General features: G+C 60.0%; 21 protein-coding genes. 11 read left to right on the top strand and 10 right to left on the bottom strand.

The genetic code is table 11. From position 1 onward, the window contains the following. Positions 1-106 precede the first annotated feature (106 nt). Positions 107-1,525 (bottom strand): sensor histidine kinase, encoded by a 1,419-nt coding sequence (locus tag AGR13A_RS01615; RefSeq protein WP_167377371.1) that lies wholly within the window; start codon positions 1,523-1,525, stop codon positions 107-109. 255 nt (positions 1,526-1,780) lie between these two features. Next, positions 1,781-3,808, bottom strand: coding sequence for a methyl-accepting chemotaxis protein (locus AGR13A_RS01610; protein WP_080833296.1), 2,028 nt, complete (start codon positions 3,806-3,808; stop codon positions 1,781-1,783). A 352-nt stretch (positions 3,809-4,160) separates the two neighbouring features. Between AGR13A_RS01610 and rpmH the strand changes: the two genes are divergently transcribed. The 4 genes from rpmH to yihA are packed head-to-tail and all read left to right on the top strand — an operon-like array spanning position 4,161 to position 7,167. Further along, complete coding sequence (gene rpmH, locus AGR13A_RS01600) at positions 4,161-4,298, top strand: 50S ribosomal protein L34 (RefSeq protein WP_003493611.1); 138 nt, start codon at positions 4,161-4,163, stop codon at positions 4,296-4,298. 36 nt (positions 4,299-4,334) lie between these two features. After that, positions 4,335-4,718: a ribonuclease P protein component gene (rnpA, locus tag AGR13A_RS01595; RefSeq protein WP_035219159.1), complete on the top strand. Its 384-nt coding sequence runs from the start codon at positions 4,335-4,337 to the stop codon at positions 4,716-4,718. After that, on the top strand, positions 4,718-6,517 hold the full coding sequence (gene yidC, locus AGR13A_RS01590) for a membrane protein insertase YidC (RefSeq protein ID WP_080833292.1): 1,800 nt from the start codon (positions 4,718-4,720) through the stop codon (positions 6,515-6,517). The genes rnpA and yidC overlap by 1 nt, the downstream gene beginning before the upstream one ends. Beyond that, positions 6,514-7,167, top strand: a complete 654-nt coding sequence (gene yihA / locus AGR13A_RS01585; protein WP_035219164.1) for a ribosome biogenesis GTP-binding protein YihA/YsxC — start codon at positions 6,514-6,516, stop codon at positions 7,165-7,167. Before yidC ends, yihA begins: the two co-directional genes overlap by 4 nt. Before the next feature lie 13 nt (positions 7,168-7,180). Here the strand turns inward: yihA and AGR13A_RS01580 are convergent, their stop codons facing one another. Further along, positions 7,181-7,558: a hypothetical protein gene (locus tag AGR13A_RS01580; RefSeq protein ID WP_035219168.1), complete on the bottom strand. Its 378-nt coding sequence runs from the start codon at positions 7,556-7,558 to the stop codon at positions 7,181-7,183. Between the two features lie 357 nt (positions 7,559-7,915). Here AGR13A_RS01580 and argB point away from each other — a divergent pair, with 357 nt between their 5' ends. Continuing rightward, entirely contained in the window at positions 7,916-8,800 is an 885-nt protein-coding gene (argB, locus tag AGR13A_RS01575; RefSeq protein WP_003493597.1) for an acetylglutamate kinase, read from the top strand. Positions 8,801-8,852: 52 nt separating this feature from the next. Here the strand turns inward: argB and AGR13A_RS01570 are convergent, their stop codons facing one another. Beyond that, positions 8,853-9,770, bottom strand: a complete 918-nt coding sequence (locus AGR13A_RS01570) for a DMT family transporter (protein ID WP_035219170.1) — start codon at positions 9,768-9,770, stop codon at positions 8,853-8,855. Between the two features lie 106 nt (positions 9,771-9,876). Here AGR13A_RS01570 and AGR13A_RS01565 point away from each other — a divergent pair, with 106 nt between their 5' ends. After that, on the top strand, positions 9,877-10,590 hold the full coding sequence (locus tag AGR13A_RS01565; protein WP_035219171.1) for a pyrimidine 5'-nucleotidase: 714 nt from the start codon (positions 9,877-9,879) through the stop codon (positions 10,588-10,590). A gap of 95 nt (positions 10,591-10,685) precedes the next feature. Continuing rightward, on the top strand, positions 10,686-11,303 hold the full coding sequence (locus tag AGR13A_RS01560; protein WP_080833290.1) for an EF-hand domain-containing protein: 618 nt from the start codon (positions 10,686-10,688) through the stop codon (positions 11,301-11,303). Positions 11,304-11,344: 41 nt separating this feature from the next. On the opposite strand, the gene AGR13A_RS01555 is transcribed toward AGR13A_RS01560, so the two are convergent. Both AGR13A_RS01555 and AGR13A_RS01550 read right to left on the bottom strand, forming a co-directional pair. Beyond that, positions 11,345-11,602, bottom strand: coding sequence for a DUF1150 family protein (locus AGR13A_RS01555; RefSeq protein WP_035219174.1), 258 nt, complete (start codon positions 11,600-11,602; stop codon positions 11,345-11,347). Positions 11,603-11,658: 56 nt separating this feature from the next. Next, a complete protein-coding gene (locus AGR13A_RS01550; RefSeq protein WP_080833287.1) occupies positions 11,659-12,084 on the bottom strand; it encodes an Hsp20 family protein in 426 nt (141 codons plus the stop codon). 195 nt (positions 12,085-12,279) lie between these two features. On the opposite strand from AGR13A_RS01550, the gene AGR13A_RS01545 reads away from it, so the two are divergent. After that, complete coding sequence (locus AGR13A_RS01545) at positions 12,280-13,224, top strand: nucleoside hydrolase (protein ID WP_035219844.1); 945 nt, start codon at positions 12,280-12,282, stop codon at positions 13,222-13,224. A 70-nt stretch (positions 13,225-13,294) separates the two neighbouring features. Here AGR13A_RS01545 and AGR13A_RS01540 read toward each other — a convergent pair whose 3' ends face one another. Further along, on the bottom strand, positions 13,295-15,634 hold the full coding sequence (locus tag AGR13A_RS01540; protein ID WP_035219845.1) for a methyl-accepting chemotaxis protein: 2,340 nt from the start codon (positions 15,632-15,634) through the stop codon (positions 13,295-13,297). A gap of 166 nt (positions 15,635-15,800) precedes the next feature. Next, a complete protein-coding gene (locus tag AGR13A_RS01535) occupies positions 15,801-16,667 on the bottom strand; it encodes an LOG family protein (protein ID WP_374701797.1) in 867 nt (288 codons plus the stop codon). A gap of 137 nt (positions 16,668-16,804) precedes the next feature. Between AGR13A_RS01535 and dapD the strand changes: the two genes are divergently transcribed. Genes dapD through AGR13A_RS01520 form a run of 3 tightly spaced genes read left to right on the top strand, consistent with a single transcriptional unit; the run spans position 16,805 to position 19,450 of the window. Further along, positions 16,805-17,659 carry a 2,3,4,5-tetrahydropyridine-2,6-dicarboxylate N-succinyltransferase gene (gene dapD, locus AGR13A_RS01530; protein ID WP_035219176.1) on the top strand — a complete coding sequence of 285 codons (855 nt, stop codon included), beginning with the start codon at positions 16,805-16,807 and terminating at the stop codon, positions 17,657-17,659. A 14-nt stretch (positions 17,660-17,673) separates the two neighbouring features. Next, the gene (gene dapE, locus AGR13A_RS01525; protein ID WP_080833283.1) at positions 17,674-18,870 is read left to right on the top strand and encodes a succinyl-diaminopimelate desuccinylase; all 1,197 of its coding nucleotides are present in this window, start codon (positions 17,674-17,676) and stop codon (positions 18,868-18,870) included. Further along, entirely contained in the window at positions 18,854-19,450 is a 597-nt protein-coding gene (locus AGR13A_RS01520) for a hypothetical protein (protein ID WP_035219179.1), read from the top strand. Before dapE ends, AGR13A_RS01520 begins: the two co-directional genes overlap by 17 nt. 21 nt (positions 19,451-19,471) lie before the next feature. Here the strand turns inward: AGR13A_RS01520 and truA are convergent, their stop codons facing one another. Together truA and fmt are read right to left on the bottom strand one after the other, a co-directional pair. Next, complete coding sequence (gene truA / locus AGR13A_RS01515) at positions 19,472-20,272, bottom strand: tRNA pseudouridine(38-40) synthase TruA (RefSeq protein ID WP_080833281.1); 801 nt, start codon at positions 20,270-20,272, stop codon at positions 19,472-19,474. Beyond that, positions 20,272-21,207, bottom strand: coding sequence for a methionyl-tRNA formyltransferase (fmt, locus tag AGR13A_RS01510; protein WP_080833279.1), 936 nt, complete (start codon positions 21,205-21,207; stop codon positions 20,272-20,274). The genes truA and fmt overlap by 1 nt, the downstream gene beginning before the upstream one ends. Positions 21,208-21,224: the final 17 nt, after the last annotated feature.

Genomic DNA, 21,224 nt, shown 5'->3' with positions numbered 1-21,224 from the left:
CATTGATTACAAAAGATATTCCATAAGGGCTGTTTTTGAGCGACCCCGTGTCACGCATTTTCAGGCTGATATGGTGATTGCATCAGGCCGTCCGCGAGCGGGATTCTCAGGCGGTTCTGGCCGCATGTACGGAAGCTGCACGATCGGCGATCTCTATGCGGAACTGGGTTCCTGGGCCGGGCTTTTCAACAAGCGCGATCGTGCCGCCATGGGCAAGCACCAGTTCCCGCGCAATAACGAGCCCGAGGCCGGTGCCACCGGAACGGGCCGAGCCCCTGAAAGCGGAGAACAGGTTTTCCTTTGCCTTGCGCGGCATTCCCGGCCCGTTGTCGTCTATGACGATGCTGACGACGCTGCCAGCCCTTTGGGCCGAGATTGAAAGATGCCGGGGCGCCGCATTCGCCGCGTCCGATTGCAGGGCCTGAACGGCGTTGCGACAGAGATTATGGATCACCCGGAAAAGCTGCTCGGCATCGGCATCAACCGTCAGATCAGTGGGCACACTGTCGTGAAATTCGATACCGCTTTCCGGCTCAAGCGCCAGAATGTCGCGCACATCGCGCACCAGAAGGCTCAGGTGAACCGTCTTGCGTTTCGGCGCGCCTTCCGTCGCCTGCCCATAGGCCAGAACTTCGCCCGTATAGGCCACCGCACGGTCGATGGTGCGCAGCAGCTTCGGCGCGAAACTTCTCACCATCGGGTCCTTTGCATCCACCAGGCGGTCCGACATCAGCTGCGCGGATGACAGAATGTTGCGCATGTCATGATTGATCTTTGAAACGGCGAGGCCAAGATCCACGAGGTTCTTCTGTTGCCTGAGCGTTTTCTGCAACTCGGTCTGCATGTCGGCCAGATGGCGGCCAGCAACCGCCAGTTCATCGGTCCCGTCCTCGGCGACGAAAATCCGTTCCGGATTGCCGGGGTCTTCGGAGAAATGCTGCATGCCGAGCGTCAGGCGGCGGATGGGCCGTATCATGATGCGGTTGATGGAAACGAAAATCAGACCGGCAGTGATCAGCGACAGGACGATGGAAATCAGGAAGACGTTGCGAGCATAGGCAAGCATCGCCGCCCGCAGCTTGTTTTCGCCCAGCACCAGTTCGATGATGGTGTCGCTGTCACCGACAACGTCGAAAACCCGGATGACGCGGTTGCCGCCGAACAGCAATGTGGAAAAGGCATCCCGCACCGCCGCCAGCTGCGAGACATCGGAAAGATCATATTGCTCATCCACCCCGGGCGGCGTTTCGGCCACGGCGAGGAGGCGCGAGGTGCCGTCCTTGCGCAGTGCGATGAGCTTCGCCCCGGTCGCCATCAGTGTGTCGTTCTGCACGCTTCGCGGCAATTCTGCCTGCAAGCCGTCAATCACCGCACCGGCAGCGGCTGCCGTGTTCAGCCGATCGCGCAGCCAGGAAAGGCGCATGTTGGCGACCGAGGGCACGAAGATCAGCACCTCGGCGATCATCACGAAAATGACCGTCAGCAGCAGCAGGCGTCCTGAAAGACCTGCGGTCAATCCCGGCATGCAGTGCACCGGATTGTCCTCCGTGCGGTCCAAGCTGTCTACGCCTTTAGAAAACACCGGGCCCTGATCCTGTATGCGCGCCGCCGCTTTGGTTGAACGGCTCGGTTTATATGCACGTATAATAATAGGACCTAACTGATTTTTTTCCAATGCGCTGCAAAACAAACGTTTTCATCGCAGGAAAAACAAACGCCGCCCGGGAGGGCGGCGTTCGAAACAGAGCTAATCTGACGAGAACGGGTAAACCGGGTCCAATCAGAACTCCTGCCAGTCTCCATGCGCCGGCGCAGCGGCCGACTGGGCATTAAGCGCACGGCCAACGCTGTTCATCAATTTACGGGCCGGCGAGGCAACCGCCGCCGTTCTGCCGGAAACCGCCACGGGCCGCATCGGCTGTTCCGCGCGGGGCCGGGCGTGGACCTCCTCGACGCCCACCTTGAAGCGTGCCACCAGCGTCACCAGATGATCCGCCTCGCCGCTCAGCTTGTGGGTCGCAGCCGATGTCTCCTCGACCATGGCGGCATTGCGCTGCGTCACCTGGTCCATCTGGTTGATCGCCGTGTTCACTTCGTGCAGTCCGGTGGACTGTTCCCGCGCAGCGGTAGCAATCGAATGGATGTGATCGTTGATCGCCAGGACGCGCGTCTCGATCTCACTCAATGCGCTGCCGGTTTTTTGCACCAGCGATACGCCCCGGCCGACTTCCTCGCCGGATTTGGTGATCAGCGCCTTGATGTCCTTCGCGGCCGTTGCCGAGCGTTGCGCCAGCTCACGCACTTCCTGCGCGACGACGGCAAAACCCTTGCCCGCTTCGCCTGCACGCGCCGCCTCGACGCCCGCATTCAACGCCAGAAGGTTGGTCTGGAAGGCGATCTCGTCAATGACATTGATGATCTGGCTGATTTCACGCGACGCATGCTCGATGCGATCCATGGCGGAGACGGCATCGCGCACGACATTGGCGGATTCCTCCGTCTTCTGCTTGGTCTCGGCCACCATGGTGCTGGCTTCCTGCGCCCGATCGGTCGAATTGCGAACGACGGCGGTGATTTCGTCCAGAGCGGCGGAGGTTTCCTCCAGGGCTGCGGCCTGCTGTTCTGTCCGCTTCGACAGGTCGTCGGCCGCCGAGCGCAGTTCGTTCGCATTGCCGCTGATGCCTTCCGTGCTGCTGCGCACTTCCCGCATCGTTTCGCGCAGCTTGGCGAGTGTCTCGTTGACGTTGGCCTGCAGTTCGGCGAACACGCCGCGGAACTCGCCATCCATCTTTTCCGTCAGATCACCCCGGGCCAGACCTTCGATGACGCGGCTGGTCTCGGAAACGCCGTTATCCACACCGGTGAGCAGGGCATTGATGGTCGCGGCGAAACGATTGAGGTTTTCATCGCCGTAATCCTTGTTGATGCGGCGGCTGAAATCACCGCCCGCCGCCGCGTCGACGACAACGGCCATGCCGGCCTGCAGATCGTCGCTCTTGGCGCGCATGGCGGCTTCCTGCGCATTCATGCGGCGCATCTCGCGCCCGTTCTTCTTGAAGACCTCGACGGCCGCCGCCATTTCGCCGATCTCATCCTTCTGGCCGAGATAAGGCACGTCCACGTCCAGATTTCCGTCCGCAACGGCATTCATCACTTCCGAAACCCTGCGGATCGGCGCGCTCAGCTGTCGCGCTCCAATGTAAAGACCGAACGCCGCGCCGGCCAATATGCCGCTGCCCGTGACGATGATGACCAGCCAGAACGTTGTCGTCACAAACCCGTCGATGCCCACCTTGACGGCTTCAAGCCCGGCAATGTCATTTTTAACGACGGCATCGATTTCCGCCTGATAGGCCTTGCGGTTGGCCCGGTTCGCCTCATTGTTGCCCTGCTGGTTGGCGGCCTGCGGACCGACCTCACGTGCAAGCCGCGCCGTTTCCAGACGGAAGGTCTTGAACTCCTTGAAGCGGCTGGAGAGGTTGTCGAAGGCCGTCTTCTGTTCCGCCGGAACGAGAGGGGTCCACGTCGAGATCAGCTTCTCCATGGCGTCGAGATTCTTGACGATGCCATCGGCAAAAGGTGCCGCCTTCTCGATATCGGGGGCAGCGTAAATACCGCGCGCTTCCATCACGACGGCGGTGACAAGACGGTTGAGCGCCTCGCCTTTATAGGCGCGCTCCGCAGCCTTTTCATACCCAACCGTGCGCACCTGGAATTCGCTGACCGCGTAGATAGACAGCCCGCCAATGGTACAGGCCACGAGGCTCATCAGCCCAACAAGAAGATTGATACGACCGCGAATTCTCAATTTCGTTCCCCCAACAAAAGCCAGCCGCGCGATAAAAAATGGGAAGCTGGCATAACTTTTCGCATCACAACATTTATCAATGCTGCGTTAAGAAAGAATTTCGGATTTTACCGATTGTACGCGGGAATCAGCATCTATCGCCGGTCAGCGGGGAACATGGCCGCGCGTTTTCCGCAAAAGGTGAAGTGCGAAAACCCCTTCGGCAATTGACTTTGCTCGGCCTATGCCCTTATAAGCCGCGCACGCTCGGCCATTGAAAGCTCGCCCAGGCGGGGTTAGCCGTGCAAAAAACGAAACGCTCTTGCAAATAGTTGCAAATTCAAGAAGGGCCGCACACCGCGGTATTAAATAAATGTCGAAGCGTACCTACCAACCGTCCAAGCTTGTTCGCAAGCGTCGTCATGGTTTCCGTGCCCGCATGGCTACCGCTGGCGGCCGCAAGGTTCTCGCAGCCCGCCGTGCGCGCGGCCGCGCACGTCTGTCGGCTTAATCGCCGCCTCTGTGACCCGATGAAAGTCGCGGGCACGTGAGTGAGACAAAAAAACGACCCGGCCGGCTTAAAAACCGGTCGGAGTTCCTTGCCGTTCAGGCGGGGGAAAAACGGCGGGGGAGCACCTTTCTTCTGGAAGTGCTTGACCGAAAGACCCCGGAGACCGAACCTCGGGTCGGTTTTACCGTAACAAAAAGACAAGGCAACGCGGTCGAGCGAAATCGCATGCGCCGCCGTCTCAAGGAAGCCGTCAGGCTTTCTGCCGGATTCGCAATGAAGCCCGGCCATGACTATGTGATTGTCGCCCGCAGGGATGTGCTCGATACGGCATTCCCGAAAATTCAGTCTCTCCTTGCCGAGCGAATTGAAGGAACGGCGAAACCGAAACGGTCCCAGGAGACCCGCTCCAGGAAAGAATGATGGAAAAGAACCGCAATTACTTCATCGCGATAGCCCTATCGGTTGTCATCGTCCTCGCCTGGCAATTCCTGTACATGAATCCGCGCATCGAGCAGCAGCGCCGCGCCGAAGAGGCCCGCCAGGCGCAGCAGCAGACGACGCAGCAGCAGCCGGCACCGGGTGCAGCACCCGGCGTAGCCGTGGAAGGCGCACCGCCTGCATCCTCCACCCAGGCCGCCGCCACGGCGACGCGGGAAGAAGCGATCGCAAAAACCCAGCGCGTCGCCATCGACACCAACGCCATTGCCGGCTCGATCAATCTGACCGGCGCCCGTTTCGACGACATCCGGCTCAAGGACTACCATGAGACCGTTGATGACTCGAGCCCGATCATCACGCTGTTCTCGCCCTCCGACACCAAGGATGGTTACTTCACCGAACTCGGTTATGTCGCTGCACAGGAAGTCGGCGGCGTTCCCGGTCCGACGACGGTCTGGACGCTGGCAAGCGGCGACAAGCTGACGGAAACCACACCCGTCACGCTCACCTATACCAACGGCAAGGGCGTCGTTTTCTCCCGTACCGTGTCGATCGACGAGCATTACATGATCTCGGTCGCCGACAAGGTCGAAAACCCCGGGCAGGAAGCAATCTCGTTTGCCACCTATGGCCGCGTGACGCGCAACAACAAGCCGGCAATTCCCCCGGTCTTCGTTATTCATGAAGGTTTTCTGGGCGTTTCGGGCAGCGATGGTAGCCTGACGGAAGAGAAGTATAAGGATGTCGAGGAAGCGCCGGTAACGGTCGCCAAGGCAACCGGCGGCTGGCTCGGCATCACCGATAAATATTGGGCCGCGGCCATCGTTCCGCCGCAGACGACGCCCTTCGAAACCCGCTATTCGCATATTACCGGCAATCAGCCGAGCTATCAGGCCGACTTCAAGAGCGACCCGATGACGGTCGAACCGGGCAAGTCCATCGAGCTGAAAAGCCTTGTCTTCGCCGGTGCGAAGGAAGTGCCGCTGGTTGACCGCTACGAGACCGAATATTCCATTCCGAAGTTCGACCTTCTCATCGACTGGGGCTGGTTCTACTTCATCACCAAGCCGATGTTCAAAATGATGGATTTCTTCTTCCGTTATTTTGGTAATTTCGGCGTGGCCATCCTGCTGACCACCATCGTCGTCAAGGCTCTCTTCTTCCCGCTCGCCAGCAAGCAATATGCTTCCATGGCGAACATGAAGCGCGTGCAGCCGAAGATGGAAGAGCTGAAGGCCAAACATGGCGATGACCGCATGGCCATGCAGCAGGCGATGATGCAGCTCTACAAGGAAGAGAAGATTAACCCGGTTGCCGGCTGCTGGCCGATGCTTTTGCAGATCCCGGTCTTCTTCGCCCTCTACAAGGTCATCTACGTCACCATCGAAATGCGGCATGCACCGTTCTTCGGCTGGATCCACGACCTTTCCGCACCCGATCCGACCTCGCTGTTCAACCTGTTCGGTCTTCTGCCCTATGACGTGCCGCACTTCCTGATGATCGGCGTCTGGCCGTTGATCATGGGCATCACCATGTTCCTGCAGATGCGCATGAACCCGACGCCGCCCGATCCGACACAGGCGATGATCTTCACCTGGATGCCGCTGATCTTCACCTTCATGCTGGCTTCCTTCCCGGCCGGTCTGGTCATCTACTGGGCATGGAACAACACGCTGTCGATCTCGCAGCAGGCCCTCATCATGAAGCGTCACGGTGCCAAGATCGAACTGTTCGACAATCTCAAAGGGCTATTCAAGCGAAAGCCGGTGCAATCGAAATGAGTGAGACCGGCCCGGCAACTGAAAAGCCCCTTTTCGGGCGCCCCTGGATATTCATTCGCGGCGTTCCCGCAATGAAGTTCCTGCCGCCCGAAGGGCCGCCGGAGATTGCCTTTGCCGGACGTTCCAACGTCGGCAAGTCCTCGCTCATCAATGCGCTGGTGGGTCACAAAGGACTTGCCCGTACGTCCAACACGCCCGGACGTACGCAGGAACTGAACTACTTCGTGCCGGAAGGTTATTCCGGTGAGGCAGGCGACCTGCCTCCGATGGCGCTGGTCGACATGCCCGGTTACGGTTATGCGCAGGCGCCCAAGGACCATGTCGACGCCTGGACGAAGCTTGTCTTCGATTATCTGCGCGGCCGCGCGACGCTGAAGCGGGTTTACGTGCTGATCGATTCCCGCCACGGCATCAAAAAGAACGACGAGGAGGTTCTGAGCCTGCTCGACAAGGCGGCCGTTTCCTACCAGGTCGTGCTGACGAAGACAGACAAGATCAAGGATGTCGGCGTTCCCCGGCTGATCAACGAAACGCTGGAAAAAATCCGCAAGCGCCCCGCCGCCTATCCGGAGGTTCTCGCCACATCCTCGGAAAAATCCTTCGGGCTGGATAGCCTGCGTGAAGAGATCGTAAGAACGGTCTCGCTCTAGGAGGCCGCAGCCTTCAAGCAATGGTGAAAAGCAGAACGGCGGTCCAGAGCATCGCCGTCAACGCCAGAAGGCGCCAGAACCGCACGGAATGCCATATCTCGGACACCATGGCCGCAAACATGCTGCCATTGCGCAACGGCTGGCCCCGGAAAGGCAGGCCGGATCGAGCCGGATCACTCTCAAGCAACGCAGTGATGGTCGCTTTTTCGCGATATTCGGTTTCCGCCAGATTGTCCCGCCAGCGCCTGACCATGGCGGCAAACTGACGGTCGCGCTTGATGCGCTTGGCAAGCTCCGCCATGCTCTCCGGCGGTAGGGCACCCAGCACATATTCGCCAGCGAGCACTTCGTCCCGCAAACCGCTTTGCTTGTCTCGATCCGGTGCCGTCATAGGTCTTCAAACTCCTCGGTCGTTCAGGCCAGCATCGTTTCACGACGCGCGACACATCCCGTCGCCCTGCTGAATAACCCCTCCCCTGCTCCCCACAAGGCTGGTCCGATTGGTGCTTTATGTCAATCTTATTACGCGCTCCGAGGCGACCAAAAGCAGAATTTTACTATCGGCCGACACAATAAGGCCCGGAGGTTATTTCATTCGTCGAGCACCGGCATTCACCTGTCCTTGCCAGAGCTCGGGCACGGTGAATCCGTGCCTCCTGCACTGCAAAAATCGATTCCGATTTTTGCGCCGATGCTGTAGAGCGATGCAAGGCTCTCGAGGGCCGCAACCACAGACCGAGGTTTTTAGATGACTGCTTCCGAAAGCGAAACTCAGGCGCGGCTGCTCGCACAGGCTCTGCCCTTCATGCAGAAATACGAGAACAAGACCATCGTCGTGAAATATGGCGGTCACGCCATGGGGGATTCGACGCTCGGAAAGGCTTTCGCGGAAGATATCGCCCTGTTGAAGCAGTCCGGCATCAACCCCATCGTCGTGCATGGCGGCGGCCCGCAGATCGGTGCGATGCTGACGAAGATGGGCATCGAATCGAAGTTCGAAAGCGGCCTGCGCGTCACCGACGCCAAGACTGTCGAGATTGTCGAGATGGTTCTGGCCGGCTCCATCAACAAGGAGATCGTCGCGCTCATCAACCAGACGGGCGAATGGGCCATCGGCCTTTGCGGCAAGGACGGCAACATGGTCTTCGCCGAAAAGGCGAAAAAGACCGTGATCGATCCCGATAGCAATATCGAGCGCGTTCTCGATCTCGGCTTTGTCGGTGAAGTGGTCGAAGTCGACCGCACCCTGCTTGATCTGCTCGCCAAGTCGGAGATGATCCCGGTCATCGCTCCCGTCGCTCCCGGTCGCGATGGCGCCACCTACAACATCAATGCCGACACCTTTGCCGGCGCTATCGCCGGTGCGCTCAACGCCACCCGCCTCCTGTTCCTGACCGATGTGCCGGGTGTTCTCGACAAGAACAAGGAACTCATCAAGGAACTGACCGTCTCCCAGGCGCGCGCACTCATCAAGGACGGCACGATTTCCGGCGGCATGATCCCGAAGGTCGAGACCTGCATCGAGGCCATCAAGGCCGGCGTTCAGGGCGTGGTGATCCTCAACGGCAAGACCGCCCACTCCGTCCTTCTGGAAATCTTTACCGAAGGCGCCGGCACGCTTATCGTGCCCTGATACGGCTTCCGTCTGTGGCGGGCGGTCAAGCCTGTCCGCCACAGGCGGTTTTTCAGCCGAATGCCAGCAGCGACAATACGCCCACCACGATCAGCAGGCAGCCGGAAATTTCCAGCCGGTTGATCTTCTCCTTGAAGAAAAGCACGGTCGAGGCGAAGGCAAAGAGCATTTCCACCTGCGCCAGCGCCTTGACCACGGCGGCCTGTTGCAGGGTCATCGCCGTGAACCATCCGAATGACGCCGTGGCACCGACGAAACCGACCGCAAGCGACGGTTTCCACGCCCTGGCGATGCGGGGCAGCTCGTCCCTCTCCCGCCAGACGATCCAAAGGAACATCGACAGGGTCTGCGTCACAATGACGACGACAAGGGTAAAACCGGCCTGCATCATGGCATCCGGGGCAGGCAGGCTTGGCGCCAGCGCCAGCGAGGCGGAGCGATAGGCAACCGATGAGAGGCCGAAAAACGCGCCCGAGGCCAGGCCGATGCCCGCCGTGCGGCTGAAAATGGAGGTGAGGATGGAAGCGGGTGTCACTTCCGTGCGCGCGACCGAAATCAGCATGACGCCGGCCACTGAAACGGCGATGGCCACCAAAGTTCCGCTGTTGACGCTTTCTCCGACGAAAATCAGTGCAAACAGCGCCGCCTGCGCCGGTTCCGTACGGGAATAGGCCGTGCCGACCGCAAAATTGCGGAAGGAGAACAGGTGCACGAGCAGGAAGGTGGCGGCGATCTGCGCCATGGCTCCGACCATTGCCCATATTGCAAAGGACATGTTCGGCACCGGCAGCGGCCGGCCGAGCGCACCATGCAGAAAAACGAGATAAGCGAGAGCAAAAGGCATTCCGAATACGAAGCGCACGAAAGTCGCGCCCGTGGTGCCCATCATGCCCTTGAGGTGCTTTTGCAGGGTCGAGCGCAGGTTCTGCAAGAACGCGCTCGCGAAGGTTATGCCTATCCAGAGTTCCATGGCATTGGCGGTATCATGCGCTGAAGGCTGCGGCCAAGCCCGATTTTCCCTTCAGTCGTCGTCTTTTCGATTTTCTTCGGCATTCGAAACGGGCATAAAGCAGCCCATGAACACAAAGCCGCAAAACCTGCCCGATGCCGCCGATTTCGCCCATGTGAGCGAATGGGTCTTCGATCTCGACAACACGCTCTATCCGCATCACGTCAATCTGTTTTCCCAGATCGATCGTAATATGACGGCCTATGTGGCGGAGCTTCTGAAACTTGATCCCGACGAGGCCCGCAAGCTGCAGAAACGCTATTATCATGACCATGGCACCACGCTTCAGGGCCTGATGATCAACTACGGCATAAGCCCCGATGAGTTTCTGGAACGCGCCCATGCCATCGATTATTCGGCGCTGAAACCGCATCCGGAACTCGGCGAAGCGATAAAGGCCTTGCCGGGCCGCAAGTTCATCCTGACCAATGGCAGCGTCAAACATGCGCAGGCAGCCGCCGGTGCGCTCGGCATTCTCGATCATTTCGAGGATATTTTCGACATTGTCGCCGCGAATTATCTACCGAAACCGGCTAGTGCGACCTACGAGAAATTCGCGGCGCTCGCAAAGCTCGATACGAAAAAAGCCGCCATGTTCGAGGACCTGCCGCGCAATCTCGCGGCACCCAAGGCGCTCGGCATGAAGACCGTTCTTCTCGTTCCCTCCAATCTCGAGGGCGTCATCATGGAACGCTGGGAGATTCCCGCCGAGACGGATGCGCATATCGATTATATCACCGACGATCTGACCGGCTTTCTGACCAGAACGATCCCGCGCTGACAACATTACCGAAGCTTCATCCACCTTACCGATGTTTAAGTGGTGAGGTGCGGCCGACGTCACTATCTTTTTCTCAGGGACACCAAAGAAAGGTAATGACGATGACCACACGAAAAATCGCCCTCTCTGCTCTTGGCGCAGCCCTTCTGGTCGGCACCGCCGCAACGGCAGGTTTTGCCGCCCCGCCTGCGCCGGGCAAGGGCCATGGCGAGCGCATGCCCATTCGCCAGGAAGCGGCTTTCGTTCACCTGCTGAAGGTTGCCGACACCAACAAGGACGGCAAGATTTCCAAGGAGGAGTTCGCCGCACGTCAGGACGCACTCTTCACCGAGATCGACAAGGACAAGGACGGCTCGATCACGCCGAAGGAAATGCGCGAATATCGTCAGGCAAAGATGGAGGCCTTCCGCGCCGCCAATCCGCGCCCCGAGCGTGAGCAAGCCAAAGCCGAAGACGGCAAGGCCCCTGAAGGCAAGCGCGCCGAAAGACATGCCGAACGCGAACATGGCGGCCGTTTCGGCCATCAGGGCTGGGGCAAGCATGGCGGCAAGGGCGCCGGCTACGCGCTGATCCGCTGGGCTGATACAGACGAGAACGGCCAGGTCAGCAAGGCCGAATTCACCGCAGCCGGTGAAAAAATGTTCGAACGGCTGGACAAGAACAAGGACGGCGTCATCTCGATCGACGATATACCGGACCGCCCATTCCTCTGATCCGCTAAAGAAAAAGCCCGCTCAAAAGCGGGCTTTTTTCTTCAATGCAGGCTGACGGTCGTGAGATCGTCTTCAGCAGCCTTGAAAAACGTACTGGAACGGTTGTCCGTCAGGAGGATCGGCGTACCATCCGCACCGAACAGCGCCCACAGATCCAGTTGCGGATCGAGATCAGGCGCCTCCGGGAAACAGCGGCTGACGTCTTCCGCACGGATCTTGCGGATATATCCCACTTCTCCCTCACCGATATGGGCGAGCTGGGACCGGGTGAGACGCGCATGCGCTTCTTTTAAAAGCATATTTCAGCCTCCTTCTTCACGCCGAGCGATTCATGTCCGATTCCGGCGTTCACGTTCTACTCTGAGACGGAAATATTAATTTTCTTTACCACGTTCGAAATTTCAGGCCGGACGAGATCGATGGAGAGAAGGCCGTTGCGCATGCGCGCTTCCCTGACCTGCATGCCATCGGCAAGCACGAAGACCCGCTGGAACTGGCGCGCTGCGATGCCTCTATAGAGGAAATCCCGCTTCTCCTGCTCCTGCTGGCGACCGCGAATGACCAGTTGGTTGTCGGCCGTCGTTACATCCAGATCATCCTGCGAAAACCCTGCAACCGCGATGGTGATGCGCAGCCGTTCCGGCACATCGGCACTGCCCGGCAGGCGCTCGATATTATAGGGAGGATAGCCGTCATTGGCCTTCGCCATACGCTCCAGCGTTTTTTCCATGGCATCAAAACCCAGCAACAGCGGGTGGGTGAATGGCGTCATGCGGCTCATATCGTTTCTGTCCTTGCAACCAAGCGACGTTTCGCGGTCCCGCTTCCGGCAACCTTGCCGGTCAATCGCACCGGCTCAAACAATATGGGAAGCCAGGCAGCAATGCGCAAGACGGATACGGGCGCAAAGGAATGTGGCTTGACAAGTGCGCACCCGCCGCTCGAAAAAAGCGCTCATCTCAACGGCGGGCAAGACATGGCAGAACGCAGAAAAATCATCATCGACACGGATCCGGGCCAGGACGACGCGGCGGCAATCATGCTCGCTTTCGCAAGCCCGGAGGAAATCGAAATTCTCGGATTGTGCGCCGTCGCCGGCAACGTTCCGCTGAAACTGACCAGCCGCAACATCCGCATCATCTGCGAATTGTGCGGCCGCACCGATATTCCCGTCTATGAAGGCGCCGAGAAACCGCTGGTGCGCAAGCCCATCACCGCCGAACATGTTCACGGCAGCACCGGCCTCGACGGCCCGGTTCTCGATGAGCCGACGATGGAAGCGCAAAAGCAGCACGCGGTTGATTTCATCATTGAAACGCTGATGCGGGAACCCGCCGGCACCGTGACGCTCTGCACGCTTGGCGCGCTGACCAATGTGGCGCTGGCTCTCCTGAAGGCGCCTGAGATCGCTGACCGTATCAAGGAGCTGGTGATGATGGGCGGCGGCTTCTTCGAAGGCGGCAACATCACGCCGGCAGCGGAATTCAACATCTATGTCGATCCACAGGCCGCCGATATCGTCTTCCGCGCCGGCATTCCTGTCGTCATGATGCCGCTCGACGTCACCCATAAGCTCCTGACCACCAAGGCGCGCGTCAGCCGCATTCGCGACATCGGCACACGCCCGGCGATCGCCATGGCGGAAATGCTGGAATTCTTCGAACGTTTCGACATCGAGAAATACGGCTCGGACGGCGGCCCGCTGCATGATCCGTCCGTCATTGCCTATCTCATCAAGCCCGAGCTGTTTCAGGGGCGTGACTGCAATGTCGAAATCGAGGTCAGTTCCGAACTGACCATGGGCATGACGGTGGTGGACTGGTGGCGCGTGACCGAGCGCTCGGCCAATGCGCGCGTGATGCGCAACGTGGATGCGGACGGTTTCTTCGAATTGCTGACCGAACGTTTCGCCCGTCTTTGACCGGAACCCGGACATAAAAAGGGCCGCTGGAAAAACCAGCGGCCCTTTTAATTCGATTGGGAGATACCCGTCAGAATTCGGTCCAGTCATCCTGCGCCAGCGCGTTTGCGCCGCTGGTTCTTGGCTGGGCACGCGGCGCGGCGGAGCGCGCAGGTGCATGTGCCGGAGTTGGAGCGACGGGTGCGCGCATTGCCGCCGCAGTGGCGCGCAATTGCTGGCTTGAATGGCCACCGGACACGGAGAAGCCGGCGACGAGCGATTTCAGCGTTCCGGCCTCACCATTCAGCGTCACGCTGGCCGCGGTAGTTTCCTCCACCATTGCCGCATTCTGCTGGGTGACCTGGTCCATCTGGGTAACGGCGGAATTGATCTCCTTCAGGCCCACGGCCTGCTCGCTGGCGGAGGCGGAAATCTGCCTGATCAGCTGGTTGATCTGCAAGACCTGGTCGGCGATGTTCTTCATCGTCTCACCGGCCTTGCCAACCAGCTGAACGCCTTCGCCAACCTGCCTTGCCGAGGTATTGATCAGGCCCTTGATCTCCTTGGCCGCATTGGCGGAGCGTTGCGCCAGTTCGCGTACTTCCTGCGCGACAACGGCAAAGCCCTTGCCCGCATCGCCCGCGCGGGCGGCTTCCACACCGGCATTCAGCGCCAAGAGATTGGTCTGGAAGGCGATCTCGTCGATGACGCCGATAATGCGGGAGATTTCCGCCGAGGATTGCGCGATGCCCTCCATGGAATTCACGGCCTGCTGCACGACCTCGCCAGACTTGCCGGCGTCATCACAGGCATGGCTGACAGCGCCGGCCGCCTGTGCGGCATTTTCCGCGCTGGAATTGACCTGCGCAGTCAGCTCATTAAGCGCGGCTGCGGTTTCTTCCAGACTTGCTGCCTGCTGTTCCGTGCGGTGCGAAAGATCGCTGGCGGCCCGGGTGATCTCACCGGTGCCGTTGCCGATGCTGACAACCGTTGCATTCACCGTGGAGACGGTTTCCTCGAGGCTGGCGAGCGCCGAATTGAAATCATCACGGAGCTTAGCATATTCACCGGGGAACTCGTCGTTGATCCGGTAGGTCAGATTGCCCTGCGAAAGCGCGTTGAGGCCTGAACCGAGCACGCTGACGATGTGCTGCTGCATGCGGCTGTTTTCGCTGCGTTCGGATTCCGACCGCTGACGCGCCGTTTCGGCATTGCCGCGCTGGACTGCAGCCTCGGCCTCCATTTCACGAATGCCGGCAAGCTTTGCACGGAAGCCTTCCAGTGCGGTCGCCACAGCACCCGTTTCATCCCTACGATCTTGCCCGGACACGGGCGCGTCGTAACGGCCGTCGCTCAGCGTACGAACATCCGCGACCAGAGAGGCGAGCGGGCCACCGACGAAGTGACGGACGGCGAAATAAAGGGCGGTGATGACTGCGGCGAGAATGACGATCGCGCCGATGATCATCATGTAGGTCTGCTCTTCCACCGGAGCGTTCAGCGCCTGATGGGGAATATCGACCAGAACCACCCAGGTCGCATTGAGGCCAGGAACCGCGAAGGGGTAGACCAGACGGTTATAGGGCGCATCGGTATCGAGGCCGAGATTTTCGATAAGACCCTGTTTGCCCGAGGTAATGGCCGCCTGAACGGTGCTCGCACCGTCTCCGTCATAGGCCTTCATGTTCTGTTCAGGCGTCGGCGGTACCAGCCATTGGCCGCCTTGGGACACGAGCGTAACGCGGCCGGTCTCGAAGGGATGCAGCGCCTGCAGCTTCTGCGACAGCGAGGCCAGCGAAATATCAACGCCTGCCACGCCGATCATCTTACCATCCGACATAACGGGATAGGCAAGCGAGGTCATGGTGGTGGGCACTTCCGTGCCTTCGGCGAGATAAGGCTGGGTGATCGCGCCCTTGCCGGATTTGGAGGCGAGCGCATACCATTCCGCCGCATAGTCGTTCTTGAAGGTCGAGAACTGGATATCGCCCTTCTGGGTCTTCGACCAGTAGGGTGCGAAGGCGCCATTTTCATTGGTGCCGAGATCGAGCCTGCCGGCGATCTCCTTGCTCTGTCCGTCGAAAAGGCCAAGCTGCTCACAGAACCAGCTTCCGAAAGCGAAGGTGTTCTGCTCGACATTGGCCTTGAGGATGTTGACGATGCCGGGGCGATCCATCGATTTCGCCTGATGCGCGCGACCGATGACGCCGGCCATGGACCGCGCGGCGCTGCCGAGTTCACCTACATCGGCGGCGATGACGTTGGCGATGGCGCGCGCCTCGGTGTTGGCCTGATCCATGGTCAGCGCGTGGACGCGCTCGCTGGTCTGGGAAATAAGGAAGGAATTCGATGCGACGAGAACCGTGGTGATGGCACAGCCGGTTACGAGGATCAGCTTGGTCGCAAGCGACTTCACTTTGAAATTGAACATTTTGGCCTCGATCAAATCGCCAGTCAGAACGACTGACGTCAACGGATGATTAATCTCCGTCATGGAGGCCCGCCCGTGTGGGCAGTGCGCTGCAGCGCGACGAGGGAAAACTAGAATATCTTTGCTAATTAAGCCCTAAAACCGCCGCGCCACATCAAGCTAAAATTCAATGTTCATAATGTTCGGAAATGATCCGCCACGCATCATCGGCCGTTTCAGCGAAATTCAGGAGGCTCATATCCTCCGGCGCAATGGTGCCGAAATCCGCCAGAAACTCGAAATTGATGACGGATCGCCAGAATTTCTCGCCGAACAGGATGAGCGGAATGGGCTCCATGCGCTTCGTCTGGATCAGGGTCAGCGCTTCGAAAAGTTCGTCGAGCGTACCGAAACCGCCGGGGAAAATCACCACGGCCTTTGCCCGCATGAGGAAATGCATCTTGCGGATGGCGAAATAGTGGAAATTGAAGCTCAGCTCCGGCGTGACATAGGGGTTGGGCGCCTGCTCGTGCGGCAGCACGATGTTGAGGCCGATTGACGGACCTCCCGCATCGGCAGCACCGCGATTGCCCGCTTCCATGACGCCCGGACCGCCACCGGTGACCACGACATATTCGAGGTGATCGGATTTCGCGGCATATTCGGTGCAAAGCCGGGCGAACTTGCGCGCCTCGTCATAATAGACCGAGGATTGCTCCAGATTGCGCTTCTGCGTCTCGTTGCGCGCCGCCCAGGCCTCGCCGCCCGGTTCAGGAATACGGGCGCCGCCGAACATGACGACGGTGGATTTGATCCCGCGCTCCGTCAGCGCCATTTCCGTTTTCAGAAGTTCCAATTGAAGTCTGACGGGGCGCAACTCCTCGCGGCAGAGAAAATCCATGTCCACATAGGCAAGCCTGTAGGACGGGGAATCCGACTGCGGCGTCTTTTGAACGACTTCGGCCTGCTGCTTGTCGACGGCACTGCGTTTCAAGGGGTCCCAAACCCCGTCCTTGCGCCGCAACTTGCCGTTTTTCAGTCGTGTCATTTCCATGCCTTTCGTCTGACGCGCCAAATCACCCAAATCACATTGACGCCTTTCCAACACTCCCTTAGATCAAATGGCCAAAGCCTTCCAGCGGCGCGGGACCATCCGTGACCACGAACACACGCGACTTTAAGGAATTTTCCATGAGCCTTACGGATCTCACCTCCCTCGAAACCATCATCGAAACCGCCTTCGACAACCGCGACGGTGTGAACGTATCGACGAAGGGCGAGGTTCGCGATGCGGTGGACACATCTCTTCAACTTCTCGACAGCGGCAAGGTTCGCGTGGCCGAGAAGCAGGCGGATGGAAACTGGAAGGTGAACCAATGGCTGAAAAAGGCCGTGCTCCTCTCCTTCCGTCTGAACGATATGGAGATCGTGACCGGCGGACCGGGCGAATCTACCTGGTGGGACAAGGTGCCGTCGAAGTTCGAAAACTGGGGCGAAAACCAGTTCCGCGCCGCCGGCTTCCGCGCCGTACCGAACGCCGTGGTGCGCCGCTCCGCCTATGTGGCCAAGAACGTGGTGCTGATGCCGTCCTTCGTCAATCTTGGTGCTTATGTCGATGAAGGCACGATGGTCGACACCTGGGCGACGGTCGGTTCCTGCGCGCAGATCGGCAAGAACGTCCACCTTTCGGGCGGCGTCGGCATTGGCGGCGTTCTGGAGCCGCTTCAGGCCGGCCCGACCATCATCGAAGATAATTGCTTCATCGGCGCCCGTTCGGAAGTCGTTGAAGGCTGCATCGTGCGCGAAGGCGCCGTTCTCGGCATGGGCGTCTTCATCGGCAAGTCCACCAAGATCGTCGACCGCGCCACCGGCGAGATCACCTATGGCGAAGTGCCGCCCTATTCCGTCGTCGTTGCCGGCACCATGCCCGGCAAGCCTTTCCCGAACGGCGAGCCGGGCCCGAGCCTCTATTGCGCCGTCATCGTCAAGCGCGTCGATGAAAAGACCCGCTCCAAGACCGGTATCAACGAGCTTCTGCGCGACTGATAAAAGCGACTGCCATGACCACGACCGATCCCGTTGCCAATCTCGCCGCCCTCATTCGTTGCCCCTCGGTGACGCCCGCCGAAGGCGGTGCGCTATCGCTGCTCGACACCCTGCTTTCACCACTTGGTTTCATGGTGGAAAAAATGCTGGCGACGGAAGCGGGAACGCCTGACGTGGAAAACCTCTACGCCCGACTCGGCACGGAAGGTCCGCATCTAATGTTTGCGGGCCACACGGACGTCGTTCCGGTGGGCGACGAGGCGGCGTGGAGCCATCCGCCCTTTGCGGCCGAGATTGCTGACGGCGAGATGTTCGGCCGTGGCGCCGTGGACATGAAGGGCGGCATTGCCTGCTTTATCGCCGCCATTGCCCGCCATATCGAGAAACATGGCAAACCGAAGGGTTCGGTGTCGTTCCTGATCACCGGCGATGAGGAAGGTCCGTCGATCAACGGCACCTCAAAGCTGCTGGAATGGGCTGCGGCCAAAGGCGAAACCTGGGACGCCTGCGTGGTGGGCGAGCCGACCAATCCCGACCAGCTGGGTGACATGATCAAGATCGGCCGCCGTGGATCGCTTTCCGGCCGCATCACCGTGCACGGCGTGCAGGGGCATGCCGCCTATCCGCATCTCGCCGACAATCCCATTCGCGGACTGCTGCAGCTGACCCATGCGCTGATGCATCCGCTCTTCGATAACGGCACGGATAATTTCCAGCCCTCCAATCTGGAAGTGACGACCGTCGACACCGGCAACGCCGCCACCAATGTGATCCCGGCGCGGGCGACAGCGGCTTTCAATATCCGTTTCAACGACACCTGGACGGCCGAAAGCCTGCGAGCGGAAATCATCCGTCGCCTCGATGCCGCCGCAGCGGACGGCGAGCTGCGCCCCGACCGCAACCCGGTGAAATACGACATCGTCTGGGCCGACCGCCCGGCCCATGTTTTCCTGACGCGGAACAACGCCCTCATCTCGTCGCTTTCCGGCGCCGTGGAGGCCGTGACAGGCAAGGAGCCCCGGCTTTCGACCACGGGCGGCACATCGGATGCGCGCTTCATCAAGGATTATTGCCCGGTGGTGGAATTCGGCCTCGTCGGGCAGACCATGCATATGGTCGATGAGCGCGTGGCGGTTGCCGATCTCGAGACGCTGACCCGCATTTACGAAACCTTTATCGAACGCTGGTTCGCCCATGCCGACGGCAAGTGAAATAAGGCTCTATCTGAAGGGCCTGTGGCTTCTGTTGCTCGGCGACCATGCCGGCGCGCGTTACCTGGACCTGTCCGAACGAGGCATGTGGCGATCTTTCTATTCGGCCCTGTGGTGCCTGCCCGCCATGCTGGTTTCCTGGCTGTGGCTGCGCGCTGCCTTCCTGGCCAGCTATCCGCCCGGGACCGGAACGGGCTTCATCTTCTTTTTCCGCCTGGCGATGGTCGAGGCCATATGCTGGATTGTGCCGCTGCTATTGATCGGCATGCTGCTGTTCGCCTTCGGCGCACGGGAAAAATTCGCACCTCTGGTCACCACCATGAACTGGCTGTCCCTGCCGTTTTCCTATGCCTATGCGGTTCTGATCCTGATTGCATTCTTCCTGCCGCCTTTGCAGGGGCTTATCGCCATTCTCTGGCTGGCGCTGCTTTTGTCGCTGGTCTTTGCCTTTTCGCGCATTGTGCGGTTCTTCATCCGCGACCAGTCGCTGCTTGTCTCGGCCATCGTCATGACGCTGCTGGTGCCGGGGATGTTGCTATCGGAAGCGCTGCAGCGTTTTCTCGGCGTTTATCCGGCCTGAGACACAGGGCGACCTTTCGGGTCAGTCCATATCTTCCGTGATTTCAACTGCGGAGTGACGGCGTGGCGGAATGACGTCGGGATAATCGACCTGCATGAAATAAAGACCGTCCGGCGGCGCGACAGGGCCGCAGGCCTTGCGATCCCGCGCTTCCAGCGCCGCGCGTACATCTTCCGGCGTCATGGTGCCTTCACCCGCCAGTTTCAGCGTGCCCGCAAAAGAACGGATCTGATTATGCAGGAAGCTCTGCGCCGTCGCCCGTATCTCAATGAGATCGCCGGTGCGGGTCACATCCAGCCGGTCGAGCGTCCGGACCGGGCTGTTCGCCTGACAATGAACCGAGCGGAAGGTGGTGAAATCGTGCCGGCCGACGAGCATCTGGGCGGCTTCATGCATGCGCTCATGGTCCATGTCCTTCGACACCCACCATGCACGTTTGTGCTCCAGCGCCAGCCGCGATTTGCGGCAGATAATACGATAGAGATAGTGGCGACGGATGGCGGAAAAACGGGCGTCGAAATCTTCCGTCACCGCCGTCGCATCCAGAACCGAGACGGCCTCTTTCGCCATGGCCAGATGCGCGTTCACCGCGTTGCGAAGCTTGTAGGGTTCCCAGTCGCGGGCAAGATCAACGTGTATGACCTGCCCGACAGCATGTACGCCTGAATCCGTGCGGCCGGCACCGCGAATGGAAACGGTCTCGCCGGTCAGCGACCGGACGGCGGCTTCCAGAGCGCCCTGCACGGACGGCCCGTTATCCTGTCTCTGCCAGCCGTAATAAGGCGTACCGTCATATTCGACGGTCATGCGGAAACGCGGCATCAGCCGAGCCTCGTTGAGGGAGGAACCGGCGTGCCGCGCACGAAATCGGCGGCCGACATCGGCTTGCCGCCCGCCTTCTGCAGACGGGTGAGCCGCACCGCGTCGCTGCCACAGGCGATGGTCAGGGCATCGTCAAGCACTGCGCCCGCTTCTCCCATGCCGCTCGCCAGTTCGGAGGCCAGAACCTTCACGCGCTCCGCCTTGCCGCCGATGTCCATCTCCAGCCAGGCGCCGGGAAAAGGGGAGAGGCCGCGAATATGGTTATGCACGTCCTGTGCGGGCCGGGAAAAATCGATACGGGTCTCGCCCTTGTCGATCTTGGATGCGTAAACAACACCCTCTTCGGCCTGCACGGTCAGAGGAAGATCGTCCGCTTCCAGCTTGTCCATTGCCTGCCGCATCAGCCGTGCGCCGGCCAGCATCAGGCTATCGTGCAATTCGCCGGCGGTCATGTTCTCATCGATCGCGACCTTGGCGGTCAGGGCAACAGGCCCGGTATCCAGCCCCTTTTCCATTTTCATGACCATCATGCCGGTCTCGGCATCGCCGGCCATGATCGCCCGCTGGATGGGTGCCGCGCCCCGCCAGCGTGGCAGCAGCGAAGCATGGCCATTATAACAGCCAAGGCGCGTGCCGGAGAGGATCGCTTCGGGTAGCAGCAGCCCATAGGCCACCACGACCGCCACGTCGGCATTAAACTCCCGAAACTGCTGGCGATCTTCTTCAGCCTTGAAGTTTACGGGCGTCAGCACGGGCAGGCCCAGAAGCTCAGCCGCCTGATGCACCGGAGATTTTTGCAGATCGAGGCCACGACGGCCGCCGGGACGCGGCGGCTGCGTATAGACGGCAACGACCTCGTGACCCGCTTCCACCAATGCACGCAACGTGGGGACGGAAAACTCCGGTGTGCCCATGAAGATGATGCGAAGAGCCATCGTCGCCCCCTGCCCTT

It is taken from the genome of Agrobacterium genomosp. 13 str. CFBP 6927 (assembly GCA_900012615.1).
Taxonomy (GTDB): Bacteria; Pseudomonadota; Alphaproteobacteria; order Rhizobiales; family Rhizobiaceae; genus Agrobacterium.
This window is presented reverse-complemented; position numbering and strand designations above follow the sequence as displayed.

Coding starts and splice junctions, on each gene's coding strand:
- AGR13A_RS01615 (WP_167377371.1), bottom strand. CDS start 1,525: ATGCCGGGATTGACCGCAGGTCTTTCAGGACGCCTGCTGCTGCTGACG.
- rpmH (WP_003493611.1), top strand. CDS start 4,161: ATGTCGAAGCGTACCTACCAACCGTCCAAGCTTGTTCGCAAGCGTCGT.
- yidC (WP_080833292.1), top strand. CDS start 4,718: ATGGAAAAGAACCGCAATTACTTCATCGCGATAGCCCTATCGGTTGTC.
- yihA (WP_035219164.1), top strand. CDS start 6,514: ATGAGTGAGACCGGCCCGGCAACTGAAAAGCCCCTTTTCGGGCGCCCC.
- AGR13A_RS01580 (WP_035219168.1), bottom strand. CDS start 7,558: ATGACGGCACCGGATCGAGACAAGCAAAGCGGTTTGCGGGACGAAGTG.
- argB (WP_003493597.1), top strand. CDS start 7,916: ATGACTGCTTCCGAAAGCGAAACTCAGGCGCGGCTGCTCGCACAGGCT.
- AGR13A_RS01570 (WP_035219170.1), bottom strand. CDS start 9,770: ATGGAACTCTGGATAGGCATAACCTTCGCGAGCGCGTTCTTGCAGAAC.
- AGR13A_RS01565 (WP_035219171.1), top strand. CDS start 9,877: ATGAACACAAAGCCGCAAAACCTGCCCGATGCCGCCGATTTCGCCCAT.
- AGR13A_RS01560 (WP_080833290.1), top strand. CDS start 10,686: ATGACGATGACCACACGAAAAATCGCCCTCTCTGCTCTTGGCGCAGCC.
- AGR13A_RS01555 (WP_035219174.1), bottom strand. CDS start 11,602: ATGCTTTTAAAAGAAGCGCATGCGCGTCTCACCCGGTCCCAGCTCGCC.
- AGR13A_RS01550 (WP_080833287.1), bottom strand. CDS start 12,084: ATGAGCCGCATGACGCCATTCACCCACCCGCTGTTGCTGGGTTTTGAT.
- AGR13A_RS01545 (WP_035219844.1), top strand. CDS start 12,280: ATGGCAGAACGCAGAAAAATCATCATCGACACGGATCCGGGCCAGGAC.
- AGR13A_RS01540 (WP_035219845.1), bottom strand. CDS start 15,634: ATGTTCAATTTCAAAGTGAAGTCGCTTGCGACCAAGCTGATCCTCGTA.
- AGR13A_RS01535 (WP_374701797.1), bottom strand. CDS start 16,667: ATGGAAATGACACGACTGAAAAACGGCAAGTTGCGGCGCAAGGACGGG.
- dapD (WP_035219176.1), top strand. CDS start 16,805: ATGAGCCTTACGGATCTCACCTCCCTCGAAACCATCATCGAAACCGCC.
- dapE (WP_080833283.1), top strand. CDS start 17,674: ATGACCACGACCGATCCCGTTGCCAATCTCGCCGCCCTCATTCGTTGC.
- AGR13A_RS01520 (WP_035219179.1), top strand. CDS start 18,854: ATGCCGACGGCAAGTGAAATAAGGCTCTATCTGAAGGGCCTGTGGCTT.
- truA (WP_080833281.1), bottom strand. CDS start 20,272: ATGCCGCGTTTCCGCATGACCGTCGAATATGACGGTACGCCTTATTAC.
- fmt (WP_080833279.1), bottom strand. CDS start 21,207: ATGGCTCTTCGCATCATCTTCATGGGCACACCGGAGTTTTCCGTCCCC.